The sequence below is a fragment of the Brevundimonas sp. FV1ye7S genome (assembly GCF_058680995.1).
The window spans coordinates 2056237-2074531 of the sequence record NZ_CM178726.1 but is presented as its reverse complement, the minus strand read 5'-3'; the positions used below and the strand labels follow the sequence as shown (position 1 = coordinate 2074531).

Below are 18295 nucleotides of genomic sequence, written 5' to 3'. Positions count from 1 at the left end.
GGCCAATCTGGCCGGCGCTGCCAGTCTGTCGCTGAGCGCCGGACCCGTATCGGCGGAACCCCCGCCCCCCTCGCCTTCGGTCGCCCCCGCGGCCGCTTCATCTACGCCTTCACCCGGTCCTGCTAATGCTTCCGAACCGCGTAACAACCCCAGCCCTGAACCTCGTCAGCCGCCGCCCGGCCAGCGCGATCTCGGCCTCGAACGCCAGTCCGCTCTCGGTCCCCCCCGTCGGCGCAGACGTAGGAGCAGCCTGATGGTCGGCATTCTCGAAGACAAGGACCGGATCTTCACCAATCTGTACGGCTTCCAGGACTGGACGCTGGACGGGGCGAAGACCCGCGGCGCATGGAACGCCACCAAGGACATGCTGGACCTTGGCCGCGACTGGATCATCAACAACGTCAAGGCCTCGGGCCTGCGCGGCCGCGGCGGCGCCGGGTTCTCGACCGGGTTGAAGTGGTCCTTCATGCCCAAGGAGGTGAAGGATCGTCCTCACTACCTGGTCGTCAACGCCGACGAATCCGAACCCGGCACCTGCAAGGACCGGGAGATCATGCGCCATGATCCCCAGCTGCTGATCGAAGGCTGCCTGATCGCCTCCTTCGCGATGCAGGCCCACGCCTGCTACATCTATCTGCGCGGCGAATACGTCCTCGAGCGCGAGCGGATGGAGGCGGCGGTCAAGCAGGCCTATGAGGCCCGTCTGATCGGCAAGGACAATGTCCACGGCTGGGACTTTGACGTCTATATCCACCACGGCGCCGGCGCCTATATCTGCGGTGAAGAGACCGCCCTGCTGGAATCCCTGGAAGGCAAGAAGGGTCAGCCGCGCCTGAAGCCGCCGTTCCCGGCCGGCGCGGGCCTGTACGGCTGCCCCACCACGGTGAACAACGTCGAGTCGATCGCCGTCGTCGGCACCATCCTGCGTCGTGGCGCCGGCTGGTTCGCGGGCTTCGGCCGTCCGAACAACACCGGGACCAAGCTGATGGCCATCTCGGGCCATGTGAACGCGCCCTGCGTGGTCGAAGAGGCCATGTCGATCCCGCTGAGGCAACTGTTGGAAGAACACTGCGGCGGCGTGCGCGGCGGCTGGGACAATCTGAAGGCCATCATTCCGGGCGGTTCGTCCGTGCCGCTGATCACGCGCGAAATGTCCGAGACGGCGCTGATGGACTTTGACAGCCTGCGCGAAATGCGTTCGGGCCTCGGCACCGCCGCCGTCATCGTGATGGACAACTCCACCGACTTGGTGAAGGCCATCGCCCGCATCAGCTATTTCTACAAGCACGAGAGCTGCGGCCAGTGTACGCCGTGCCGCGAAGGCACCGGCTGGATGTGGCGCGTGCTGGAGCGGATGTCGGTGGGCGAGGCCGATCCGTCGGAAATCGACCTGCTGCTGGACGTCGCCGGCCAGGTCGAGGGCCACACCATCTGCGCCCTGGGCGACGCGGCCGCCTGGCCGGTTCAGGGCCTGATCCGTCACTTCCGCCACGAGATCGAAGAGCGTATCGCCAACTACCGCAGCCGCCGCGCGAACTTCGCCGGCCACGCGATCGCGGCGGAGTAGGCATGCGCCTTTCACCCGCCATCGTGATCGGAGCCTTCGCACTCGCCGCCTGCGGCGAGCGTGAAGCTGCGCCCACGCCTGCGGAAAAGGTTGCGGCTGCGGCGAAGCCTTCCGACGCCGTGCAGACGGCGCCTGAGGTTCTGAACGCGGCCGATCTGCGCCGCGTCTGCCGCGCGGGTCTGGCCGCTGTTCACGGGCAAGAGCCGATGGCGATCGACGTCGACGGCGTCGCCGGCGGAGTGGTTCACGCCTCGTGGCGGGCCCCGGTCGACGGCGGCCGGATGCGCGCCGATTGCCGGGTCGAGAAAGACCTCATCGTGTGGAAGCCGCTTGATCTGCCCGATCCCACCCTCGTTCGCTGGATGAACCAGTCGGACGATCCCGTGATCCGCTACGTCATGGACGGTCAGGCGATCACCATCACCCAGACCCTCCCGGATGGGACGACGGAACAGGCCGAGTTGGCCGTTCCCGCTAAAGAAGAGGCCCGCTGATGCCAGTCGCCAAGGTCAACGGCGTCGAAGTCGAGTTCGAGCCCGGGATGACCGTGCTCCAGGTCGCCGAGCGCGCGGGGCAGGAAATCCCGCGCTTCTGCTACCACGAACGCCTGTCCATCGCCGGCAACTGCCGCATGTGCCTGGTCGAGGTGAAGCCCGGACCGCCGAAGCCCCAGGCTTCGTGCGCCCTGCCGGCCGCCGAAGGTCAGGAAATCTTCACCGACACCCCGATGGTCAAGAAGGCCCGGGAAGGCGTGATGGAGTTCTTGCTGATCAACCATCCGCTGGATTGCCCGATCTGCGACCAGGGCGGCGAGTGCGATCTTCAGGACCAGTCCATGGCCTATGGCCGCGATGGGTCTCGCTATGCCGAGAACAAGCGCGCGGTCGAAGAAAAGGACATGGGTCCGACGATCAAGACCTTCATGACGCGGTGCATCCAGTGCACCCGTTGCGTCCGCTTCATCACCGAAGTCGCCGGCGTGCCGGACATCGGCATGATCTCGCGCGGCGAGGACGCCGAGATCACCACCTATCTGGAGAAGTCGGTCGCGTCCGAACTGTCGGGCAATGTCAACGATCTGTGCCCGGTCGGCGCCCTGACGCACCGGCCCTGGCAGTACCACTATCGTCCGTGGGAACTGAAGAAGACCGAGACCATCGACGTCATGGACGCCCTGGGCTCCAACATCCGCGCCGACTTCCGCGGCTCCGAGGTCATGCGGGTCCTGCCGCGCGTGAACGAGGGCATCAACGAGGAGTGGCTGTCGGACAAGAGCCGCTATGTCGTCGACGGCCTGACCGCCCGCCGCCTGGACCGCCCGTGGATCCGTGAGAACGGCAAGCTGCGCGCCGCCTCGTGGAACGAGGCCCTGGACGCCGTCGCCGCCAGGCTGAAGGCCGCCCCTGCCGACCGCATCGGCGTGATCGCCGGCGACCTGCAGGACGCTGAGTCGATGAAGGCGACGCTGGACCTGTTCCGCGCCCTGGGCTCGAAGAACACCGACTGCCGCCAGGACGGCGCTGCGCTCGGCTATGGCCCGCGCGAGAGCTGGCTGTTGAACTCCGGCCTGGAAGGTATTGAAAAGGCTGACGCCATTCTGATCGTGGGCGTCAACCCGCGCATCGAGGCGCCGCTGCTGAACGCCCGCCTGCGCAAGAGCTGGATCAAGGGCGGGGTCGAGATCGGCGTCATCGGCGAACAGGCAGACCTGACCTTCGACTACGCCTATCTGGGCGCCGGTTCGAAGACCCTGGCCAAGCTGCCGAAGTCGGCGATGGACTTCCTGACCAAGGCCGAGCGTCCGGCGATCATCGTCGGCTCCGGCGCGCTGAACGGGGAGGGCGGCGCCGCCGTCCTGAACGCCCTGGGCGCCCTGGCCAAGAAGGTCGGCGTCGTCAGCGAAGGTTGGAACGGCTTCAACGTCCTGCACCACGCCGCCGCGCGCGTCGGCGGCCTGGACATGGGCTTCGTGCCGGCTGAAGGCGGTCTGACGGTCTCGGACATGCTGAAGCCGGGGGCGCTGGACGTGCTGTTCCTGCTGGGCGCCGACGAGGTCGATCCCACCGGTTCGAACGCCTTCCGCGTCTATCTGGGCAGCCACGGCGACCGCGGCGCGCACGGCGCCGACGTCATCCTGCCCGGCGCGGCCTATACCGAGAAGTCGGGCCTGTATGTGAACACCGAGGGCCGGGTGCAGATGGCCGAACGCGTCGTCTTCCCCAAGGGCGAGGCCAAGGAAGACTGGGCCATCATCCGCGCCCTGTCCGCCCGCGTCGACCAGACCCTGCCTTACGACACCCTGGATCAGCTGCGCGCCAAGCTGATGGCCGATCATCCGACCTTCGGCCGGATCGACTATCTGCCGGCGCCGGCCGCCTTCGATCCGTCCAAGCTGGGCGTCAAGGGCGACCTGGGCGACCGGGTCTTCGCCTCGGCGATCACGGACCCCTATCTTTCCAACCCGATCGCGCGCGCCAGCGCGACCATGGCCGAGCTGTCCGCCCTGCGGATCGCCCCGGTCGCGATGGCGGCGGAGTAAGTCATGGACGCTGCTGTTTCCTTTTGGGCCACGCCGGGCGGCTGGACGCTGATCACCGTCGGTCAGATCCTGCTGATCACGGTCGGCGTGCTGATCGCCGTCGCCTTCCTGCTGCTGGCCGACCGCAAGGTCTGGGCTTCGGTGCAGATGCGCAAGGGGCCGAACGTCGTCGGCCCCTTCGGCCTGCTTCAGTCCTTCGCGGACATGATCAAGTTCGTGCTCAAGGAGGTGGTCATCCCCTCCGGCGCCGACAAGGCGGTCTTCATCCTGGCGCCGATCATCACCGTCGTCCTGGCCTTCATGGCCTGGGCGGTGATCCCGTTCGCGCCGGGCTGGGTGGTGTCGGACCTGAACGTCGGCATCCTGTACATCTTCGCGGTCTCGTCGCTGGGCGTGTACGGCATCATCATGGGCGGCTGGGCTTCGAACTCGAAGTATCCGTTCCTGGGTTCGCTGCGTTCGGCGGCGCAGATGGTGTCCTATGAAGTCTCGCTGGGCCTGATCATCATCAATGTGATCCTGCTGGCCGGCACGATGAACCTGTCGCAGATCGTCGAGGGGCAGAGCGGCTATTTCTGGAACTGGTACGCCTTCGGCGGCGGGCAGGGCACCTGGCCCCTGATCGTGGTCCTGTTCCCGATGTCGATCGTCTTCTTCGTCTCGGCCCTGGCGGAAACCAACCGTCCGCCGTTCGACCTGCCTGAAGCCGAGTCCGAACTGGTGGCCGGCTATCAGGTCGAATACAGCTCGACGACCTATCTGCTGTTCATGATGGGCGAGTACGTCAACATCGTCTTCATGTCGGCGATGATCAGCATCCTGTTCTTCGGCGGCTGGAACCCCGGCTTCCTGTCGCAGGAGACGCTGGACGGCCTGCCGGCCTGGATCGCCTATACGATCTATCTGCTGACCTTCCTCACCAAGACGGTGTTCTGGTTCCTGGCCATCGCCCTGGTGAAGGCCTTCGTGCCCCGCTACCGCTACGACCAGCTGATGCGCCTGGGCTGGAAGATCTTCCTGCCCGCGTCGCTGGTGGCCGTGGTCATCACCGCCGCCTGGCGCGTCTTCGCGGTGGGTGCGTAGATGAGCCCACGCACCGTCATCCTGGCCCTGGTCGCGTCGTGGGGCCTCGCCGCCTGCACATTCGCGCCCATCGCCGCTCCGGCGCCGACCGATCCGGCCGCGTCCCTGGAGCGGCGCGAGGATGACGCGCGCCGCGGCGGCGAACGGGTCAACCTGTGCCGGATGATGAACCGGGACGATCCGCGCTATAAGGACATGGACTGCAAGGACGTGCTGCGGGGAGGCGGGGCATGAACCGTCTGAGCCTCATGCTGCTGGCGTTCGCACCCCTGACGACGGCTTGTGCGCCCGATACGCGCATGCCCGAGTCCGGCTATCAATGGGAACGCCGCCAGGAGCGCATCGAGCGTGAATGGCGCGACGGCCAGGCCAAAGGCCAGACTCAGGGAGCGGCCCCGGCCGCCCCCGCCCAGACTTCAACCAACGGCGCCCCGGCGCCAGAGGATCGCTTCTGATGTTCACTCGTATCGCCCAGGCCGCCAAGGGCGCGATGATGCTCGACGCCATCGGCGCCATCGGCCTGACCCTGAAGTACATGGCCCGCCCCAAGGCGACCGTGAACTATCCGTTCGAGCGCAATCCGCAGTCGCCGCGCTTCCGCGGCGAACACGCCCTGCGCCGCTACGCCAACGGCGAAGAGCGTTGCATCGCCTGCAAGCTGTGCGAGGCCATCTGCCCCGCCCAGGCCATCACCATCGAGGCCGAACCGCGCGCCGACGGCAGCCGCCGCACGACACGCTACGACATCGACATGGTCAAGTGCATCTACTGCGGCCTGTGCCAGGAGGCCTGCCCGGTGGACGCCATCGTCGAGGGGCCGAACTCCGAATACGCCGTCGAAACGCGCGAGGAGCTGCTGTTCGACAAGGCCCGACTGCTCGACAACGGGGATCGCTGGGAACGGCAGATCGCCAAGAATCTGGAACTCGACGCGCCTTACCGCTAAGGCGCTCACGCTAACGGGTCGGCGATTCCCAAACGGGGGTCGCGGCCGCTACGAAAGGGGCTTCGTCCCGACATGCTGCAAGGCATAGCCTTCTATCTGCTGGCGGCGACCGCCGTGGTGTCCGGCCTTCTGGTCGTGACCGCGCGCAATCCGGTGCACAGCGTGCTGTGGTTGATCCTCGCCTTCTTCTCGGCGGCGGGTCTGTTCGTCCTGCTGGGGGCCGAGTTCCTGGCCATGCTGCTGGTCGTCGTCTACGTCGGCGCGGTCGCCGTGCTGTTCCTGTTCGTCGTCATGATGCTGGACGTCGACTTCCTGAAGCTGCGCGAGGGCTACGCCCGATACCTGCCCATCGGGGCCGTCATCGCCGCCGTTCTGCTGGCCGAAATGATCCTGGTGTCCAGCGCCGTCATCCAGGGCGGGGCGACCGCCGGTCTGGCGGGGCCCGGCGCGCCCGATCCCGACATGAGCAATGTCGAGGCCATCGGCCGGGTGCTCTACACCGACTATATCTACTTCTTCCAGGCGGCCGGGATCGTGCTGCTGATCGCCATGATCGGGGCCATCACCCTGACCCTGCGCCACAAGCCGCATATCAAGCGCCAGAACATCACCGACCAGGTCAACCGCTCCGCCGCCAAGGCGATGGAGGTCAAATCGGTCCAGACCGGGCAGGGCGTCTCGCCCGAGGAGCTTCTCTGATGGACATCGGTCTCATCCATTATCTCAGCGTGGCGGCGATCCTGTTCACCATCGGGGTCTTCGGCATCTTCGTGAACCGCAAGAACGTCATCATCATCCTGATGTCGATCGAGCTGATCCTGCTGGCCGTGAACATCAACTTCGTCGCCTTCTCGACCTATCTGAACGACATCAGCGGGCAGATCATGGCCATGTTCGTCCTGACCGTCGCCGCGGCCGAGGCCGCCGTCGGCCTGGCCATCCTGGTGACCTTCTTCCGTAACCGCGGCGACATCGCCGTCGACGACGCCTCCGTGATGAAGGGCTGAGCGTGAACCTCCACACCCTGATCATTCTCGGGATCTTCGCCCCGCTGCTGGGCGCGACCGTCGCCGGCCTGTTCGGCCGCCGGATCGGCAATATCCCCTCGCAGACCCTCACGACCGGCCTGCTGTTCTTCTCGTGCGCCGTCGCCTGGACGGTGTTCGGCCAGTGGACCTGGGGCCATCTGGAGCCCTTCACCATCCGCCTGGCGCCCTTCATCAATGTGGGCGACTTCCAGTCGGCCTGGTCGATCCGCATCGACGCCCTGTCGGCGACCATGCTGATCGTGGTCACCAGCGTCTCGTCGCTGGTCCACCTGTATTCCTGGGGCTATATGGCCGAGGACGACAGCCGGCCGCGCTTCTTCGCCTATCTGTCCCTGTTCACCTTCATGATGCTGGCGCTGGTGACGGCCGCCGACTTCATGCAGCTGTTCTTCGGCTGGGAAGGCGTGGGTCTGGCCTCGTATCTGCTGATCGGTTTCTGGTTCAAGAAGCCGACCGCCAGCGCCGCCGCCATCAAGGCCTTCGTCGTCAACCGCGTCGGCGACTTCGGCTTCGTCCTGGGCATCATCACCATCTTCTGGATGTACGGCACGATCGAGTTCGCCGAGCTGTTCCCGCTGGTCGCGACCAAGGCCGGCACGACCTGGGAGTTCCTGGGCGTCCAGTGGTCCGCGCTCGACCTGGCCGGCTTCCTGCTGTTCATCGGCGCCATGGGCAAGTCGGCCCAGTTCTTCCTGCACACCTGGCTGCCGGACGCGATGGAGGGCCCGACCCCGGTTTCGGCCCTGATCCACGCCGCCACCATGGTGACCGCCGGCGTCTATATGGTCTGCCTGCTGTCGCCCATCTATGAGTACGCGCCCGGCGCGTCGCAGATCATCGCCATCATCGGCGCGATCACGGCCCTGTTCGCCGCCACGGTCGGCCTGACCCAGAACGACATCAAGCGGGTCATCGCCTATTCGACCTGTTCGCAGCTGGGCTACATGTTCTTCGCGGCGGGCGTCGGCGCCTATCAGGCGGCCATGTTCCACCTGTTCACCCACGCCTTCTTCAAGGCCCTGCTGTTCCTGGGCGCCGGTTCGGTGATCCACGGGATGCACCACGAGCAGGACATGCGGAAGATGGGCGGGCTGTGGAAGCTGCTGCCGATCACCTATGCCGTCATGACCATCGGCACCATCGCCATCACCGGCCTGGGCATCCCCGGCGTCGGCGGCTTCGCCGGCTTCTATTCGAAGGACTCGATCATCGAGAGCGCCTTCGCCTCGGCGGCCTCGGGCCATTCGGCGGTCGGCATGTTCGCCTTCTCCATCGGTCTGATCGCCGCCGGTCTGACGGCCTATTACTCCTGGCGCCTGATCTTCATGACCTTCCACAACAAGCCGGTGTGGAAGGAAGAGGGCGACGCCCATCATGCCGACGATCACGCCTCGCACGCCCAGCTGGAAACCCATTCCGAGCCGGTCTCCGATGCGCACGCCCATGACGACCATGCGCATGACGATCATGGCCATCACGGTCCGCTGCAACCGCACGAGAGCCCCTGGGTCATGCTGGTTCCGCTGATCCTGCTGTCGGTCGGCGCCGTCGCCGCAGGCTTCGTGTTCGCGCCGCACTTCATCGGCCATCACGAGCATGAGTTCTGGCGTGGGGCCATCTTCACCGGCGAGCACAACCATGTGCTTCACGAAAGCCACGACGTCCCGACCTGGGTGAAGTGGTCGCCGCTGATCCTGACCCTGACCGGTACGGCCTTCGCCTACTGGATCTATGTCGCCCGCGAAGGCATGGGCCGTCGCATGGCCGAGCGGGGCGGGTTCCTGTACAACTTCCTGTACAACAAGTGGTATTTCGACGAGTTGTACGACTTCGTCTTCGTGCGCGGCTTCAAGGCCGTGGGCGACGTCTTCTGGAAGATCGTCGACGTGAAGATCATCGACGGCCTCGGCCCGAACGGCGCCGCCTGGGCGTCGCTGAAATCCGCCGCACGACTGGGCAAGCTCCAGTCCGGCTTCGTCTATCATTATGCCTTCGTGATGCTGCTCGGGGTGGCCGGTCTGCTCACCTTCGCCATCCTCGCGTGGGGAGCCTGAGCCCGTGCCCTACATCCTGAGCCTCGTTACATTCATGCCGCTGGCCGGCGCCCTGGCGATCTTCCTCGCCCGGCTGGCGTCGAAGTCCCAGGACGCCGCCGCTCCGGCCGCGCGCTGGATCGCCCTGATCACGACCCTGGTCGTGCTGGCGGTCTCGGTCGTGCTGGTCGCCGGTTTCGATCCGTCGAACCCCGGATATCAGTTCGTTGAAATGGTCCCCTGGTTCGCCGGGGCCAGCTATCATCTGGGCGTCGACGGGATCTCGATCCTGTTCGTCCTGCTGACCGCCTTCCTGATGCCGATCTGCATCCTGGCCAGCTGGAAGTCGGTCGAGACGCGCGTCGTCGAATATATGATCGCCTTCCTGGTGCTGGAGACCCTGGTCATCGGCGTCTTCACGGCGCTGGACCTGTATCTCTTCTACATCTTCTTCGAAGGCACCCTGGTGCCGATGTTCCTGATCATCGGCATCTGGGGCGGCACCAACCGGATCTACGCCGCCTACAAGTTCTTCCTCTACACCCTGCTGGGGTCGGTGCTGATGCTGCTGGCCATGCTGTGGATGTCGCACACCGCCGGCACCACCAGCATTCCCGAGCTGAAGCAGTACGCCTTCGACCCGGCCGTTCAGCCCCTGTTGTGGCTGGCCTTCTTCGCCTCCTTCGCGGTGAAGATGCCGATGTGGCCGGTCCACACCTGGCTGCCCGACGCCCACGTTCAGGCGCCGACGGCGGGTTCGGTCATCCTGGCCGGCATCCTGCTGAAGCTGGGCGGTTACGGCTTCATCCTGTTCAACGTGCCGATGTTCCCGGTGGCGTCCGAGATGTTCCGCCCGCTGGTCTTCACCCTGTCGGTCATCGCCATCGTCTATACCTCGCTGGTCGCCTGGCGTCAGACGGACATGAAGAAGCTGATCGCCTATTCGTCGATCGCCCACATGGGCTTCGTCACCCTGGGCATCTTCTCGGGCAACTATCAGGGCATGCAGGGCGCGGTGTTCCAGATGATCAGCCACGGTCTGATCTCGGGCGCGCTGTTCCTGTGCGTCGGCGTCGTCTACGACCGGATGCATACGCGTGAGATCGCCTTCTACGGCGGCCTGACCTCGCGCATGCCCTGGTTCGCCGCCATCTTCCTGATGTTCACCATGGCCAACGTCGGCCTGCCGGGCACCTCGGGCTTCATCGGCGAAGTCCTGACCATGACGGGCGCCTATCAGGCCTCGACCTGGGCGGCCCTGGTTGCGGCCTCGGGCGTCATCTTCTCGGCCGTCTATGCCCTGACCCTGTATCGGGCGGTCATGTTCGGCGAGATCACCAATCCGAAGCTGATGACCATCGCCGACATCGACAAGCGTGAGCTGCTGCTGTTCGTGCCGCTGATCCTCGGCACCCTGTGGCTGGGCGTCCATCCGGCCGCCGTCCTCGATTACACCGGGCCCGCCGTCGAGGCCCTGACCAATGCCTATCGCGTCGCGATCGGCGGGTGAGACCAAGCATGCCTGATCTGTCCTCCGCCCTGCACCTCGCCGCCTCGGAGCTGACCCTCGCGGTCGGCGCCCTGGTCCTGCTGATGGTCGGCGCCTTCATCGGCGACAAGAGCGCCCGGCTGGTGTCCATCCTGTCGGTCCTGCTGCTAATCGCCGCCGCCGTCCTCGCCTTCATGGGACCGTGGGGCGTCGCCTTCAACGGCGCCTATGTGGCCGATCCGCTGGCCATCTACGGCAAGAGCGTCATCTATCTGTCCGCCGCCGTGGCCATCGTGCTGGGCGACGGCTGGATGAAACGGACCCACATCGCCAAGTTCGAATATCCGGTCCTGATCGTGCTGGCCTCGGTCGGCATGGGGATGATGGCGTCCTCGGGCGACCTGATCTCCATGTATGTCGGCATCGAGCTGCATTCGCTGGCCCTGTACGTCCTGGCCGCCTTCCACCGCGACGACGTCAAGGCGTCGGAAGCGGGCCTGAAGTATTTCGTCCTCGGCGCCCTGTCGTCGGGCCTGCTGCTGTACGGCTCCAGCCTGATCTACGGCTTCGCCGGTTCGATGCGGTTCGAGGACATCGCCGCCTTTGCCGTCGATCACCCCAGCCCCGGCCTGGTGTTCGGTCTGGTCTTCCTGATCTGCGGTCTGGCGTTCAAGGTCTCGGCCGCGCCCTTCCACATGTGGACGCCCGACGTGTACGAAGGCGCCCCGACCCCGGTCGTGGCCCTGTTCGCCACGGCGCCCAAGGTCGCCGCCATGGTCCTGATCGCCCGCGCCCTGGAGGGCGGCTTCAGCGAGGCCCACGCCCAGTGGTCGCAGGTCCTGGTCGCCATCTCCCTGATCAGCTTCGTCGTCGGCGCCTTCGGCGGCCTGGTGCAGAAGGATGTCCAGCGCCTGCTGGCCTATTCGTCGATCGCCAACATCGGCTACGCCCTGCTGGGCATCGCCGCCGGCACCAGCGAAGGCCTGCAGGCCATGCTGATGTTCATGACCCTGTATGTCATCGACCAGCTGGGCTTCTTCGCCATCCTGCTCAGCCTGTCCAAGTCGGGCCGTCCGATCCGCCGCATCGCCGATTTGGCGGGTCTGAAGAAGGATCGTCCGGTCACGGCCGTGGCCCTGACCGTCCTGTCGCTGTCGGTCCTGGGCATGCCGCCGTTCTCGGGCTTCTGGGGCAAGTATTATGTCTTCGGCGCCGCCGCCGACGCCGGTCTGTGGCCGGTGGCTGCGGCCGGTCTGGTCGCCTCGGTCGTCGCCGCCTTCTATTATCTGCGCATCATCAAACTGATGTGGTTCGACGCACCCGTGGACGACATCCAGATGGACAAGTCCTCGCCGGAGACCAGCATCATCGGCTGGGCCTGCGCCGCCTTCGCCTTCCCGCTGGTGATTGTCGGTCTGACCTGGCTGGAGCCGCTGACCAAGGTTGCGAGCGCCGGCTTCGGGAACGGTTAGGGCGTTGACGCCCGCCCCCCTGGTCATCCTCGACGAGATCGACTCGACGCTGTCGGAAGCCCGGCGGCTGGCGGAGGCGGGCGAGGTCGGCCCGAAGTGGATCATCGCGCGCCGCCAGACGGCGGGGCGTGGCCGGCGCGGCCGAAGCTGGGTGGACAAGCCCGGCAATCTGGCCGCGACCTTGCTGATCCGAGTTCATGCGTCGCCGCGCGAGGCCGCGCAGGCGACCTTCATCGCCGCCCTGGCCGTCGCCGACCTGCTGGACGTCTTCGTCTCGCCGGCCCTGGTCTCGATCAAATGGCCGAACGACGTCCTGCTGGACGGCCGCAAGGCGTGCGGCATCCTGGTTGAAAGCGGCGCGCATGCGTCCGGCGGGCTCTGGCTGGCCGTCGGGATCGGCGTCAACCTGGCCCATGCGCCCGAGGGAACCGAGAAGGCCTCGGCCGCGATCGCGGAAAAGCTACGCGAGGACCTCGCCTTCGCCCCGCCGGTCGAAGCCGCCGCCGAGATCCTGGCCGAGACCTTCGCCGTCTGGTGGGGGCGCTGGCAGACGATGGGCTTCGAGCCGGTGCTGGACGCCTGGACCAGCCGTCTGACCGGGCTGAACGGCCCGTGCACCGCGCGTCTGGACAACGAAACGATCGAGGGCCTGGCCGAGGGTGTGGAGCCTGACGGGGCCTTGCGCCTGCGCCTCGCCGACGGCTCCGTGCGATTGATTTCGGCCGGCGACGTCTTCTTCGGCAAGGCCGCCTGACATGCTGCTCGCCATCGAACAGGGCAACACCAATACGCTGTTCGCCGTGCATGACGGAACGGACTGGATCGCCCAGTGGCGCGCGGCCACCGAGGCCAGCCGCACCGCCGACGAATACGCCGTCTGGCTGAACCAGCTGATGACCATGAAGGGGCTGGCCTTCGCCGCCCTGACCGGCTGCATCATCTCCAGCGTCGTGCCCCAGTCGATCTTCAACCTGCGCAATCTGGCGCGCCGCTATCTGAACATCGAACCTCTGGTCATCGGCGAGAACGCCGAGCTGGGCATCGACGTCCGTATCGCCAAACCCAGCGAGGCCGGCGCCGACCGGCTGGTCAACGCCATCGGGGCCAAGCTGGTCTATCCCGGCGACCTGATCGTCATCGACAGCGGCACGGCCACCACCTTCGACATCGTCGCCGACGACGGCGCGTTCGAGGGCGGCCTGATCGCCCCCGGCATCAATCTGTCGCTTCAGGCCCTGCACGAGGCGGCGGCCAAACTGCCGCGCATCGCCATTCAGAAGCCCGAACATGTGATCGGCAAGGGCACCGTCGAGGCCATGCAGTCCGGCGTCTTCTGGGGCTATATTTCGTTGATCGAAGGCCTGGTCCAGCGCATCAAGGCGGAATGGGCGCGGCCCATGACCGTGATCGGAACCGGCGGCGTCGCCAGCCTGTTCGAAGGCGCGACACACAGCATCGATCACTTCGATCCCGACCTGACTATTCGCGGCCTCCTGGAAATCTGGCGTCGTAACGCCCAAATGACTGACTGAATGAAAAAGCAAAACCAAGACGAACTCGTTTTCCTGCCGCTGGGCGGCTCGGACGAGGTCGGTATGAACCTCAACGCCTATGGCTTCGGGCCAGAGGCTGATCGTGAATGGCTGATCGTCGATGTCGGCGTCACCTTCGGCGACCTGTCCACGCCCGGCGTGGACGTGATCGTGCCCGATCCTTCCTATCTGGAAGGCGAGACGATCAAGGGCATCGTCCTGACCCACGCGCACGAAGACCATATCGGCGCCCTGGGCTGGCTGTGGCCGCGCATCAAGGCGCCGATCTACGCCACCCCCTTCACCGCCTATCTGATCCGGGACAAGTTGCGCGAGCGCGGCATCCTGGACGAGGTCGAGCTGATCGAGGTGCCGCTGGGCGGCACGGTCGACATCGGCTCGTTCGGCGTCACCTTCGTCAACATGAGCCACTCGATCGCCGAGCCGAGCGGCCTGGCCATCGACACTCCCCTGGGCGTGGTGTTCCACACCGGCGACTGGAAGATCGACGACCAGCCGATCATCGGCGAGAAGACCGACGCCCCCGCCATTCGCGCCATGGGCGACGAGGGCGTGCTGGCCATGGTCTGCGATTCGACCAATGTCTTCGTACCGGGCGTCGCCGGGTCCGAGGGCGATGTGGCCGTGGCGATCACCAAGCTGATCTCCAGCCTCAAGGGCCGGGTCGCCGTGGGCTGTTTCGCCTCCAACGTCGCCCGGATGGACAGCGTCATTCGCGCGGCCGAGGCCTGCGGGCGTCGCGTGTCGCTGGCCGGCCGTTCGATGCACCGGATTACGGCGGCGGCCAAACACGTCGGCATGCTGCAGGACGTGAAACCCTTCCTGTCGGACGAAGAGGCCCGCGTCTGGCCCGCCGACCAGATCCTGTATCTGTGCACCGGCAGCCAGGGCGAGGCCCGCGCGGCCCTGTCGCGCGTCGCCGACGGCACCCATCCGGTCGTCAAACTGGGCCTGGGCGACCACTGCATCTTCTCGTCGCGTCAGATCCCCGGCAACGAACTGGCCATCGGCAATCTGCAGGACCGCCTCGCGGATCGGGGCGTGCGCCTCTACACCGAGAAGGATCACCCCGGCATCCACGTCTCGGGCCACCCGTGCCGCGACGAGCTGAAGCAGATGTACGAATGGGTGCGGCCGCAGATCGCGGTGCCCACCCATGGCGTGCGTCGCTTCCTGCTGGAACACGCCAATCTGGCCAAGGATATCGGCGTCAAGGAAACCGTGACGCCGCGCAACGGCGACATGGTTCGCCTGGCCCCCGGACCGGCCAAGATCATCGACGAAGTGCCCAACGGTCGCCTCTACGTCGACGGCGGCATGCTGGTGACCGAACAGGGCGAGGCCCTGAAGGAACGTCGCCACGCCTCGACCAACGGCGTGCTGATCGTCAGCTTCGCCCTGGACAAGCGCGGCCGCATCGCCAGCGACATCGACATCCGCAGCGTCGGCCTGCCCGGCGACACCGCCACACCGCTGGGCGACGCCCTGGACAATCTGGCCGAGCGCGTCGAACAGGTGATCAAGAGCCTGAAGGGCGACGCCCTGGACGACGAAATGGTCATCGAACAGGCCGTGGCTCGCGTGCTGAAGAAGGCCAGCCAGCAGATCTGGGATCGCCGTCCGATCGTCGAGACGGTCGTCCTGCGGGTCTGATGCAACCTTGACCGTTCAGGCGCATTTCTTGCGCCTGAACGGTTGGGGAAACTCATGTCAGACAAGCCCACGCGCGGCCGCCGTCTGCTGGAACGGGTGCGCCACGCCCGTCATCCGTTGCGCGGCTGGCGCCGCTGGGCTATGATCGCAGGGCAGGGGACGGCTGGCTTCGTCGCCCTGTTCGCCGCGGTGAACCTGGCGCTCAGCCTTTCGACCTTTCGCGGCGACGAGCCGCTGTCGCGCACCGTCCACGAACTGCGCGTCCTGTGGTTCAGTCCGCCGGACGGACAGCCTATGTCGCCGACGGCCTTTCCAACCGTCTATAGCCGCGACCTCGGCCCGGCGCCCGACACCGCCGCGATCCACGCCTATCTGGAGCGAGAGGCCGAGGACGGGGTCTTTCTGCTGGACCATGTGATGGTGGACCGGATCCTGAGGCTGAACGGACGGATCGACGCGCGCAGCCTGCCGTCCGGCGTCTATGTCGGCGCCCACGCCCTGGGGCCGGACCGGCTGCCGCTGGTGCCCGTGACCAAATACATGGGCCACTATCTGCTGTTTCCGCGCCACGCCTACATCCTGGTCGTGCCGCAGACGGGACCGGCCATCGCTTTTTCCGCCAGCCAGAACGCCAAGTTCGGCGTCACGGATCACCCCGACCGTCTCTCGGCCGAGATCGCCCCCTATACGCCCGACGCCTATGACTTCCCCAGTTCGGGCGAGGCCCTGCACGAGATGACGCGGATCACCAGAGACCCGGCCCGCGTCGCCGAGGCGGTCGAGGCCCTGAAAGGCGCCCAGGCCCGACTGGAGGCCGAGGGCCTGACCTACGGCCTGCTGGCCCCGAACTCGAACACCGCCGTCGGCTGCGTGCTGGAGGGGGCGGGAGCGATAACCCAGGAAGCGCGCTCGTCAATTCTGCTGGCTCTGCGTGCGCCGGGCTTTGGCGCGGCCTGTGGGTAGAACTGATTTTGATAGACATTGTCGGTCCTCCTTGCCTTGGCGGAAAGGGGTGCGGTAGGGGTGTCTGATCGCCAAGGGGAACCCTCATGACCGCTACGCTGCCTGACAATATTCACTGGTTTCATGGTATTGATCTAGGAGATGGTGTTGTAACGCCCGGTTTTAAGGACAACGCTCTCCTTCGAGCTGAAGCGGATGTCGTGTTCAGTTATCCGGTGGCGGGCAAGTCGGTGCTCGATATTGGCGCATGGGATGGATTTTTTTCTTTCGAAGCCGAGAAGCGGGGTGCGTCACGTGTTCTGGCGACGGACTGGTACTGTTGGGGTGGCCCAGGCTGGGGGACGCAAGCTGGTTTCAATCATGCCAGGCAAGCGCTGAACTCAAAGGTCGAGGACCTTGAGATCGATGTTCCAAATATCTCGACCGAAACCGTGGGCATTTTCGATGTCGTTCTTCTGTCCGGCGTGATTTATCACGTCACCGATCCCCTAATGATCTTGAAACGGGCGGCGGAAGTGACTGGGGAATGCTTGATCGTAGAAACCGCTGTGGCCCTCGTCGATGTCAAAGATCCGGCGATGCAGTTCCTGAACGCTATGCCTCATAACGGCGATCCGACGAATTTTTGGTCGCCCAATCCCGCCGCTGTGGTGGCCATGTTGAAGTGGTGCGGATTCAAGAACGTGATGATTTCGGAACATCCACACAACAAGCTCAGCGATCCCAATAATCCCCGGTGCTATTTCCACGCGGTGAAATGAGCGACCCTGGCCGCATCTGATTTGCAGAGGGCGGCCGTTTTGCGAGGATCGCGAGGGAGTGGATTCGTATTGGCTATGTCGTTGAGAGAGCGACTCTTCCTGCTGAATCCCGACTGGCATGACGACCAGGGCGGTCCCTGGTTCTGCCCGGCCGGCGCCTATGTGGAGGGCGTGCTGGCCTTCTACCCCCAACTGCGAAACGCGCTTGAGGTGGTCTATCTGGACCATGCTCGACCGCGCCCGCCGGTCATCGCCGAGGTCGGCGAAGCGCATCAGAGCTGCCCTATCCTGATCCTCGACGGCGAACTGGACTGGCCCGAGGCTCAGGTCAGCGAAACGACGGGGCGTCGCTTCCTGCAGGATCACGCCATCGCCCCCTATCTCGCGGCGCGCTACGGCGTCGGTCGGCCGCATCCCTGAGGCGCGACCGACCGCGATGTCGTGTCAGCCGAGCGTGGCCTTGCGATAGGTTTCGTTTAGTTCGAACACCTCGGCCGACACCTCGACCTTGCCGGCCGTGCGAGCCAGGGCGGCGGTCAGGATCTCCAGCACCTTTTCGCTCAGCGCGATCTTCTGCTCCGGCGTCCGGCCCAGCATCAGGCCGACGCGGCAGGCCAGCATGGCGGTCTCGGGCGCGTCGTCGGCGATGACGACGTGATCCAGGGCGATCAGCCGGGTTTTGCAGGCCGACAGGGCGGCGCCGGCGATCTCGACGGCGGCCTGATGGATCTCCAGGGCGACCGGGGTCCAGTCGGCGTCGGCCAGGTGGCGGGTGTATTCCAGGGTGATCTGCGGCATGTCGGGGACTCGTCCAGAGGAGGCCGATCCTCTAGACCGGTTTCAACCGGGCGCCAAAGCCCGGACAGGAGGTCCCATGCCCATCGGCCCCATCACCATGTTCGGCATCTACATCATCGTCTGGTGGACGGTGTTGTTCGGCGTGCTGCCGCTGGGAACCTCGCGCGAGACCCACGAGCCGCCGACGGACGGCGCCCAATGGGGTGCGCCGACGACGCCGAACCTGAAGCGCAAATTCATCACCACCACCTGGGTCGCGGCCCTGGTTTGGGTCTTCGTCATGGTGCTGATCTTCACCGGCTGGCTGCCCCTGCCGGACTTCTCGCGCGCGCCGGCGGTCTAATCCCCATCCCGGCCTAGCTTTCGCCCCGGTCCAGCGGCTAAAGCCT

Annotated in this window: 20 protein-coding genes; 19 read left to right on the top strand and 1 reads right to left on the bottom strand. The window is 65.8% G+C overall.

All coding sequences use genetic code 11. The features are described 5' to 3' along the window. The first annotated feature begins 253 nt into the window (after positions 1-253). The 18 genes from nuoF to ACW18C_RS09925 all read left to right on the top strand — a co-directional run bounded on the left by nuoF (position 254) and on the right by ACW18C_RS09925 (position 17528). A complete protein-coding gene (gene nuoF, locus ACW18C_RS10010) occupies positions 254-1567 on the top strand; it encodes an NADH-quinone oxidoreductase subunit NuoF (protein WP_008264145.1) in 1314 nt (437 codons plus the stop codon). A 2-nt stretch (positions 1568-1569) separates the two neighbouring features. Continuing rightward, positions 1570-2061, top strand: a complete 492-nt coding sequence (locus tag ACW18C_RS10005; protein ID WP_492070728.1) for a hypothetical protein — start codon at positions 1570-1572, stop codon at positions 2059-2061. Beyond that, positions 2061-4106: an NADH-quinone oxidoreductase subunit NuoG gene (gene nuoG / locus ACW18C_RS10000; RefSeq protein WP_492070727.1), complete on the top strand. Its 2046-nt coding sequence runs from the start codon at positions 2061-2063 to the stop codon at positions 4104-4106. Before ACW18C_RS10005 ends, nuoG begins: the two co-directional genes overlap by 1 nt. Positions 4107-4109: 3 nt before the next feature. Then, entirely contained in the window at positions 4110-5189 is a 1080-nt protein-coding gene (gene nuoH / locus ACW18C_RS09995; protein WP_008261920.1) for an NADH-quinone oxidoreductase subunit NuoH, read from the top strand. Then, complete coding sequence (locus tag ACW18C_RS09990) at positions 5190-5423, top strand: hypothetical protein (RefSeq protein WP_040349591.1); 234 nt, start codon at positions 5190-5192, stop codon at positions 5421-5423. It abuts the gene before it with no gap. Beyond that, positions 5420-5644 carry a hypothetical protein gene (locus tag ACW18C_RS09985; protein ID WP_008262419.1) on the top strand — a complete coding sequence of 75 codons (225 nt, stop codon included), beginning with the start codon at positions 5420-5422 and terminating at the stop codon, positions 5642-5644. The genes ACW18C_RS09990 and ACW18C_RS09985 overlap by 4 nt, the downstream gene beginning before the upstream one ends. Next, positions 5644-6135, top strand: a complete 492-nt coding sequence (gene nuoI / locus ACW18C_RS09980) for an NADH-quinone oxidoreductase subunit NuoI (protein WP_183195166.1) — start codon at positions 5644-5646, stop codon at positions 6133-6135. Before ACW18C_RS09985 ends, nuoI begins: the two co-directional genes overlap by 1 nt. Positions 6136-6207: 72 nt before the next feature. Beyond that, complete coding sequence (locus ACW18C_RS09975; RefSeq protein ID WP_008262516.1) at positions 6208-6834, top strand: NADH-quinone oxidoreductase subunit J; 627 nt, start codon at positions 6208-6210, stop codon at positions 6832-6834. Further along, positions 6834-7142, top strand: a complete 309-nt coding sequence (gene nuoK, locus ACW18C_RS09970) for an NADH-quinone oxidoreductase subunit NuoK (protein ID WP_008264046.1) — start codon at positions 6834-6836, stop codon at positions 7140-7142. The genes ACW18C_RS09975 and nuoK overlap by 1 nt, the downstream gene beginning before the upstream one ends. A 2-nt stretch (positions 7143-7144) precedes the next feature. Further along, positions 7145-9238 (top strand): NADH-quinone oxidoreductase subunit L, encoded by a 2094-nt coding sequence (gene nuoL, locus ACW18C_RS09965; protein ID WP_492070726.1) that lies wholly within the window; start codon positions 7145-7147, stop codon positions 9236-9238. Positions 9239-9242: 4 nt separating this feature from the next. Further along, the gene (locus ACW18C_RS09960; RefSeq protein WP_492070724.1) at positions 9243-10727 is read left to right on the top strand and encodes an NADH-quinone oxidoreductase subunit M; all 1485 of its coding nucleotides are present in this window, start codon (positions 9243-9245) and stop codon (positions 10725-10727) included. An 8-nt stretch (positions 10728-10735) separates the two neighbouring features. Continuing rightward, positions 10736-12178: an NADH-quinone oxidoreductase subunit NuoN gene (gene nuoN / locus ACW18C_RS09955; RefSeq protein ID WP_008260532.1), complete on the top strand. Its 1443-nt coding sequence runs from the start codon at positions 10736-10738 to the stop codon at positions 12176-12178. Positions 12179-12182: 4 nt separating this feature from the next. Further along, complete coding sequence (locus ACW18C_RS09950) at positions 12183-12932, top strand: biotin--[acetyl-CoA-carboxylase] ligase (protein WP_154725277.1); 750 nt, start codon at positions 12183-12185, stop codon at positions 12930-12932. Between the two features lies 1 nt (position 12933). Next, positions 12934-13710, top strand: a complete 777-nt coding sequence (locus ACW18C_RS09945) for a type III pantothenate kinase (protein WP_492070723.1) — start codon at positions 12934-12936, stop codon at positions 13708-13710. After that, positions 13711-15384: a ribonuclease J gene (locus ACW18C_RS09940; protein ID WP_035309031.1), complete on the top strand. Its 1674-nt coding sequence runs from the start codon at positions 13711-13713 to the stop codon at positions 15382-15384. Positions 15385-15438: 54 nt separating this feature from the next. After that, complete coding sequence (locus tag ACW18C_RS09935; protein ID WP_492070721.1) at positions 15439-16347, top strand: hypothetical protein; 909 nt, start codon at positions 15439-15441, stop codon at positions 16345-16347. Positions 16348-16433: 86 nt separating this feature from the next. Next, complete coding sequence (locus ACW18C_RS09930; RefSeq protein ID WP_492070720.1) at positions 16434-17108, top strand: class I SAM-dependent methyltransferase; 675 nt, start codon at positions 16434-16436, stop codon at positions 17106-17108. 81 nt (positions 17109-17189) lie between these two features. Next, positions 17190-17528, top strand: a complete 339-nt coding sequence (locus ACW18C_RS09925; RefSeq protein WP_492070718.1) for a DUF3088 family protein — start codon at positions 17190-17192, stop codon at positions 17526-17528. Positions 17529-17552: 24 nt separating this feature from the next. Here ACW18C_RS09925 and ACW18C_RS09920 read toward each other — a convergent pair whose 3' ends face one another. Next, a complete protein-coding gene (locus tag ACW18C_RS09920; RefSeq protein ID WP_492070716.1) occupies positions 17553-17906 on the bottom strand; it encodes a 5-carboxymethyl-2-hydroxymuconate Delta-isomerase in 354 nt (117 codons plus the stop codon). A gap of 76 nt (positions 17907-17982) precedes the next feature. On the opposite strand from ACW18C_RS09920, the gene ACW18C_RS09915 reads away from it, so the two are divergent. Further along, positions 17983-18249 (top strand): DUF1467 family protein, encoded by a 267-nt coding sequence (locus tag ACW18C_RS09915; RefSeq protein ID WP_008259708.1) that lies wholly within the window; start codon positions 17983-17985, stop codon positions 18247-18249. Positions 18250-18295: the final 46 nt, after the last annotated feature.

Excerpts from the sequence above, each read along its gene's own strand:
- nuoF (WP_008264145.1), top strand. The coding sequence starts at position 254 with ATGGTCGGCATTCTCGAAGACAAGGACCGGATCTTCACCAATCTGTAC.
- ACW18C_RS10005 (WP_492070728.1), top strand. The coding sequence starts at position 1,570 with ATGCGCCTTTCACCCGCCATCGTGATCGGAGCCTTCGCACTCGCCGCC.
- nuoG (WP_492070727.1), top strand. The coding sequence starts at position 2,061 with ATGCCAGTCGCCAAGGTCAACGGCGTCGAAGTCGAGTTCGAGCCCGGG.
- nuoH (WP_008261920.1), top strand. The coding sequence starts at position 4,110 with ATGGACGCTGCTGTTTCCTTTTGGGCCACGCCGGGCGGCTGGACGCTG.
- ACW18C_RS09990 (WP_040349591.1), top strand. The coding sequence starts at position 5,190 with ATGAGCCCACGCACCGTCATCCTGGCCCTGGTCGCGTCGTGGGGCCTC.
- ACW18C_RS09985 (WP_008262419.1), top strand. The coding sequence starts at position 5,420 with ATGAACCGTCTGAGCCTCATGCTGCTGGCGTTCGCACCCCTGACGACG.
- nuoI (WP_183195166.1), top strand. The coding sequence starts at position 5,644 with ATGTTCACTCGTATCGCCCAGGCCGCCAAGGGCGCGATGATGCTCGAC.
- ACW18C_RS09975 (WP_008262516.1), top strand. The coding sequence starts at position 6,208 with ATGCTGCAAGGCATAGCCTTCTATCTGCTGGCGGCGACCGCCGTGGTG.
- nuoK (WP_008264046.1), top strand. The coding sequence starts at position 6,834 with ATGGACATCGGTCTCATCCATTATCTCAGCGTGGCGGCGATCCTGTTC.
- nuoN (WP_008260532.1), top strand. The coding sequence starts at position 10,736 with ATGCCTGATCTGTCCTCCGCCCTGCACCTCGCCGCCTCGGAGCTGACC.
- ACW18C_RS09945 (WP_492070723.1), top strand. The coding sequence starts at position 12,934 with ATGCTGCTCGCCATCGAACAGGGCAACACCAATACGCTGTTCGCCGTG.
- ACW18C_RS09940 (WP_035309031.1), top strand. The coding sequence starts at position 13,711 with ATGAAAAAGCAAAACCAAGACGAACTCGTTTTCCTGCCGCTGGGCGGC.
- ACW18C_RS09935 (WP_492070721.1), top strand. The coding sequence starts at position 15,439 with ATGTCAGACAAGCCCACGCGCGGCCGCCGTCTGCTGGAACGGGTGCGC.
- ACW18C_RS09930 (WP_492070720.1), top strand. The coding sequence starts at position 16,434 with ATGACCGCTACGCTGCCTGACAATATTCACTGGTTTCATGGTATTGAT.
- ACW18C_RS09920 (WP_492070716.1), bottom strand. The coding sequence starts at position 17,906 with ATGCCGCAGATCACCCTGGAATACACCCGCCACCTGGCCGACGCCGAC.
- ACW18C_RS09915 (WP_008259708.1), top strand. The coding sequence starts at position 17,983 with ATGCCCATCGGCCCCATCACCATGTTCGGCATCTACATCATCGTCTGG.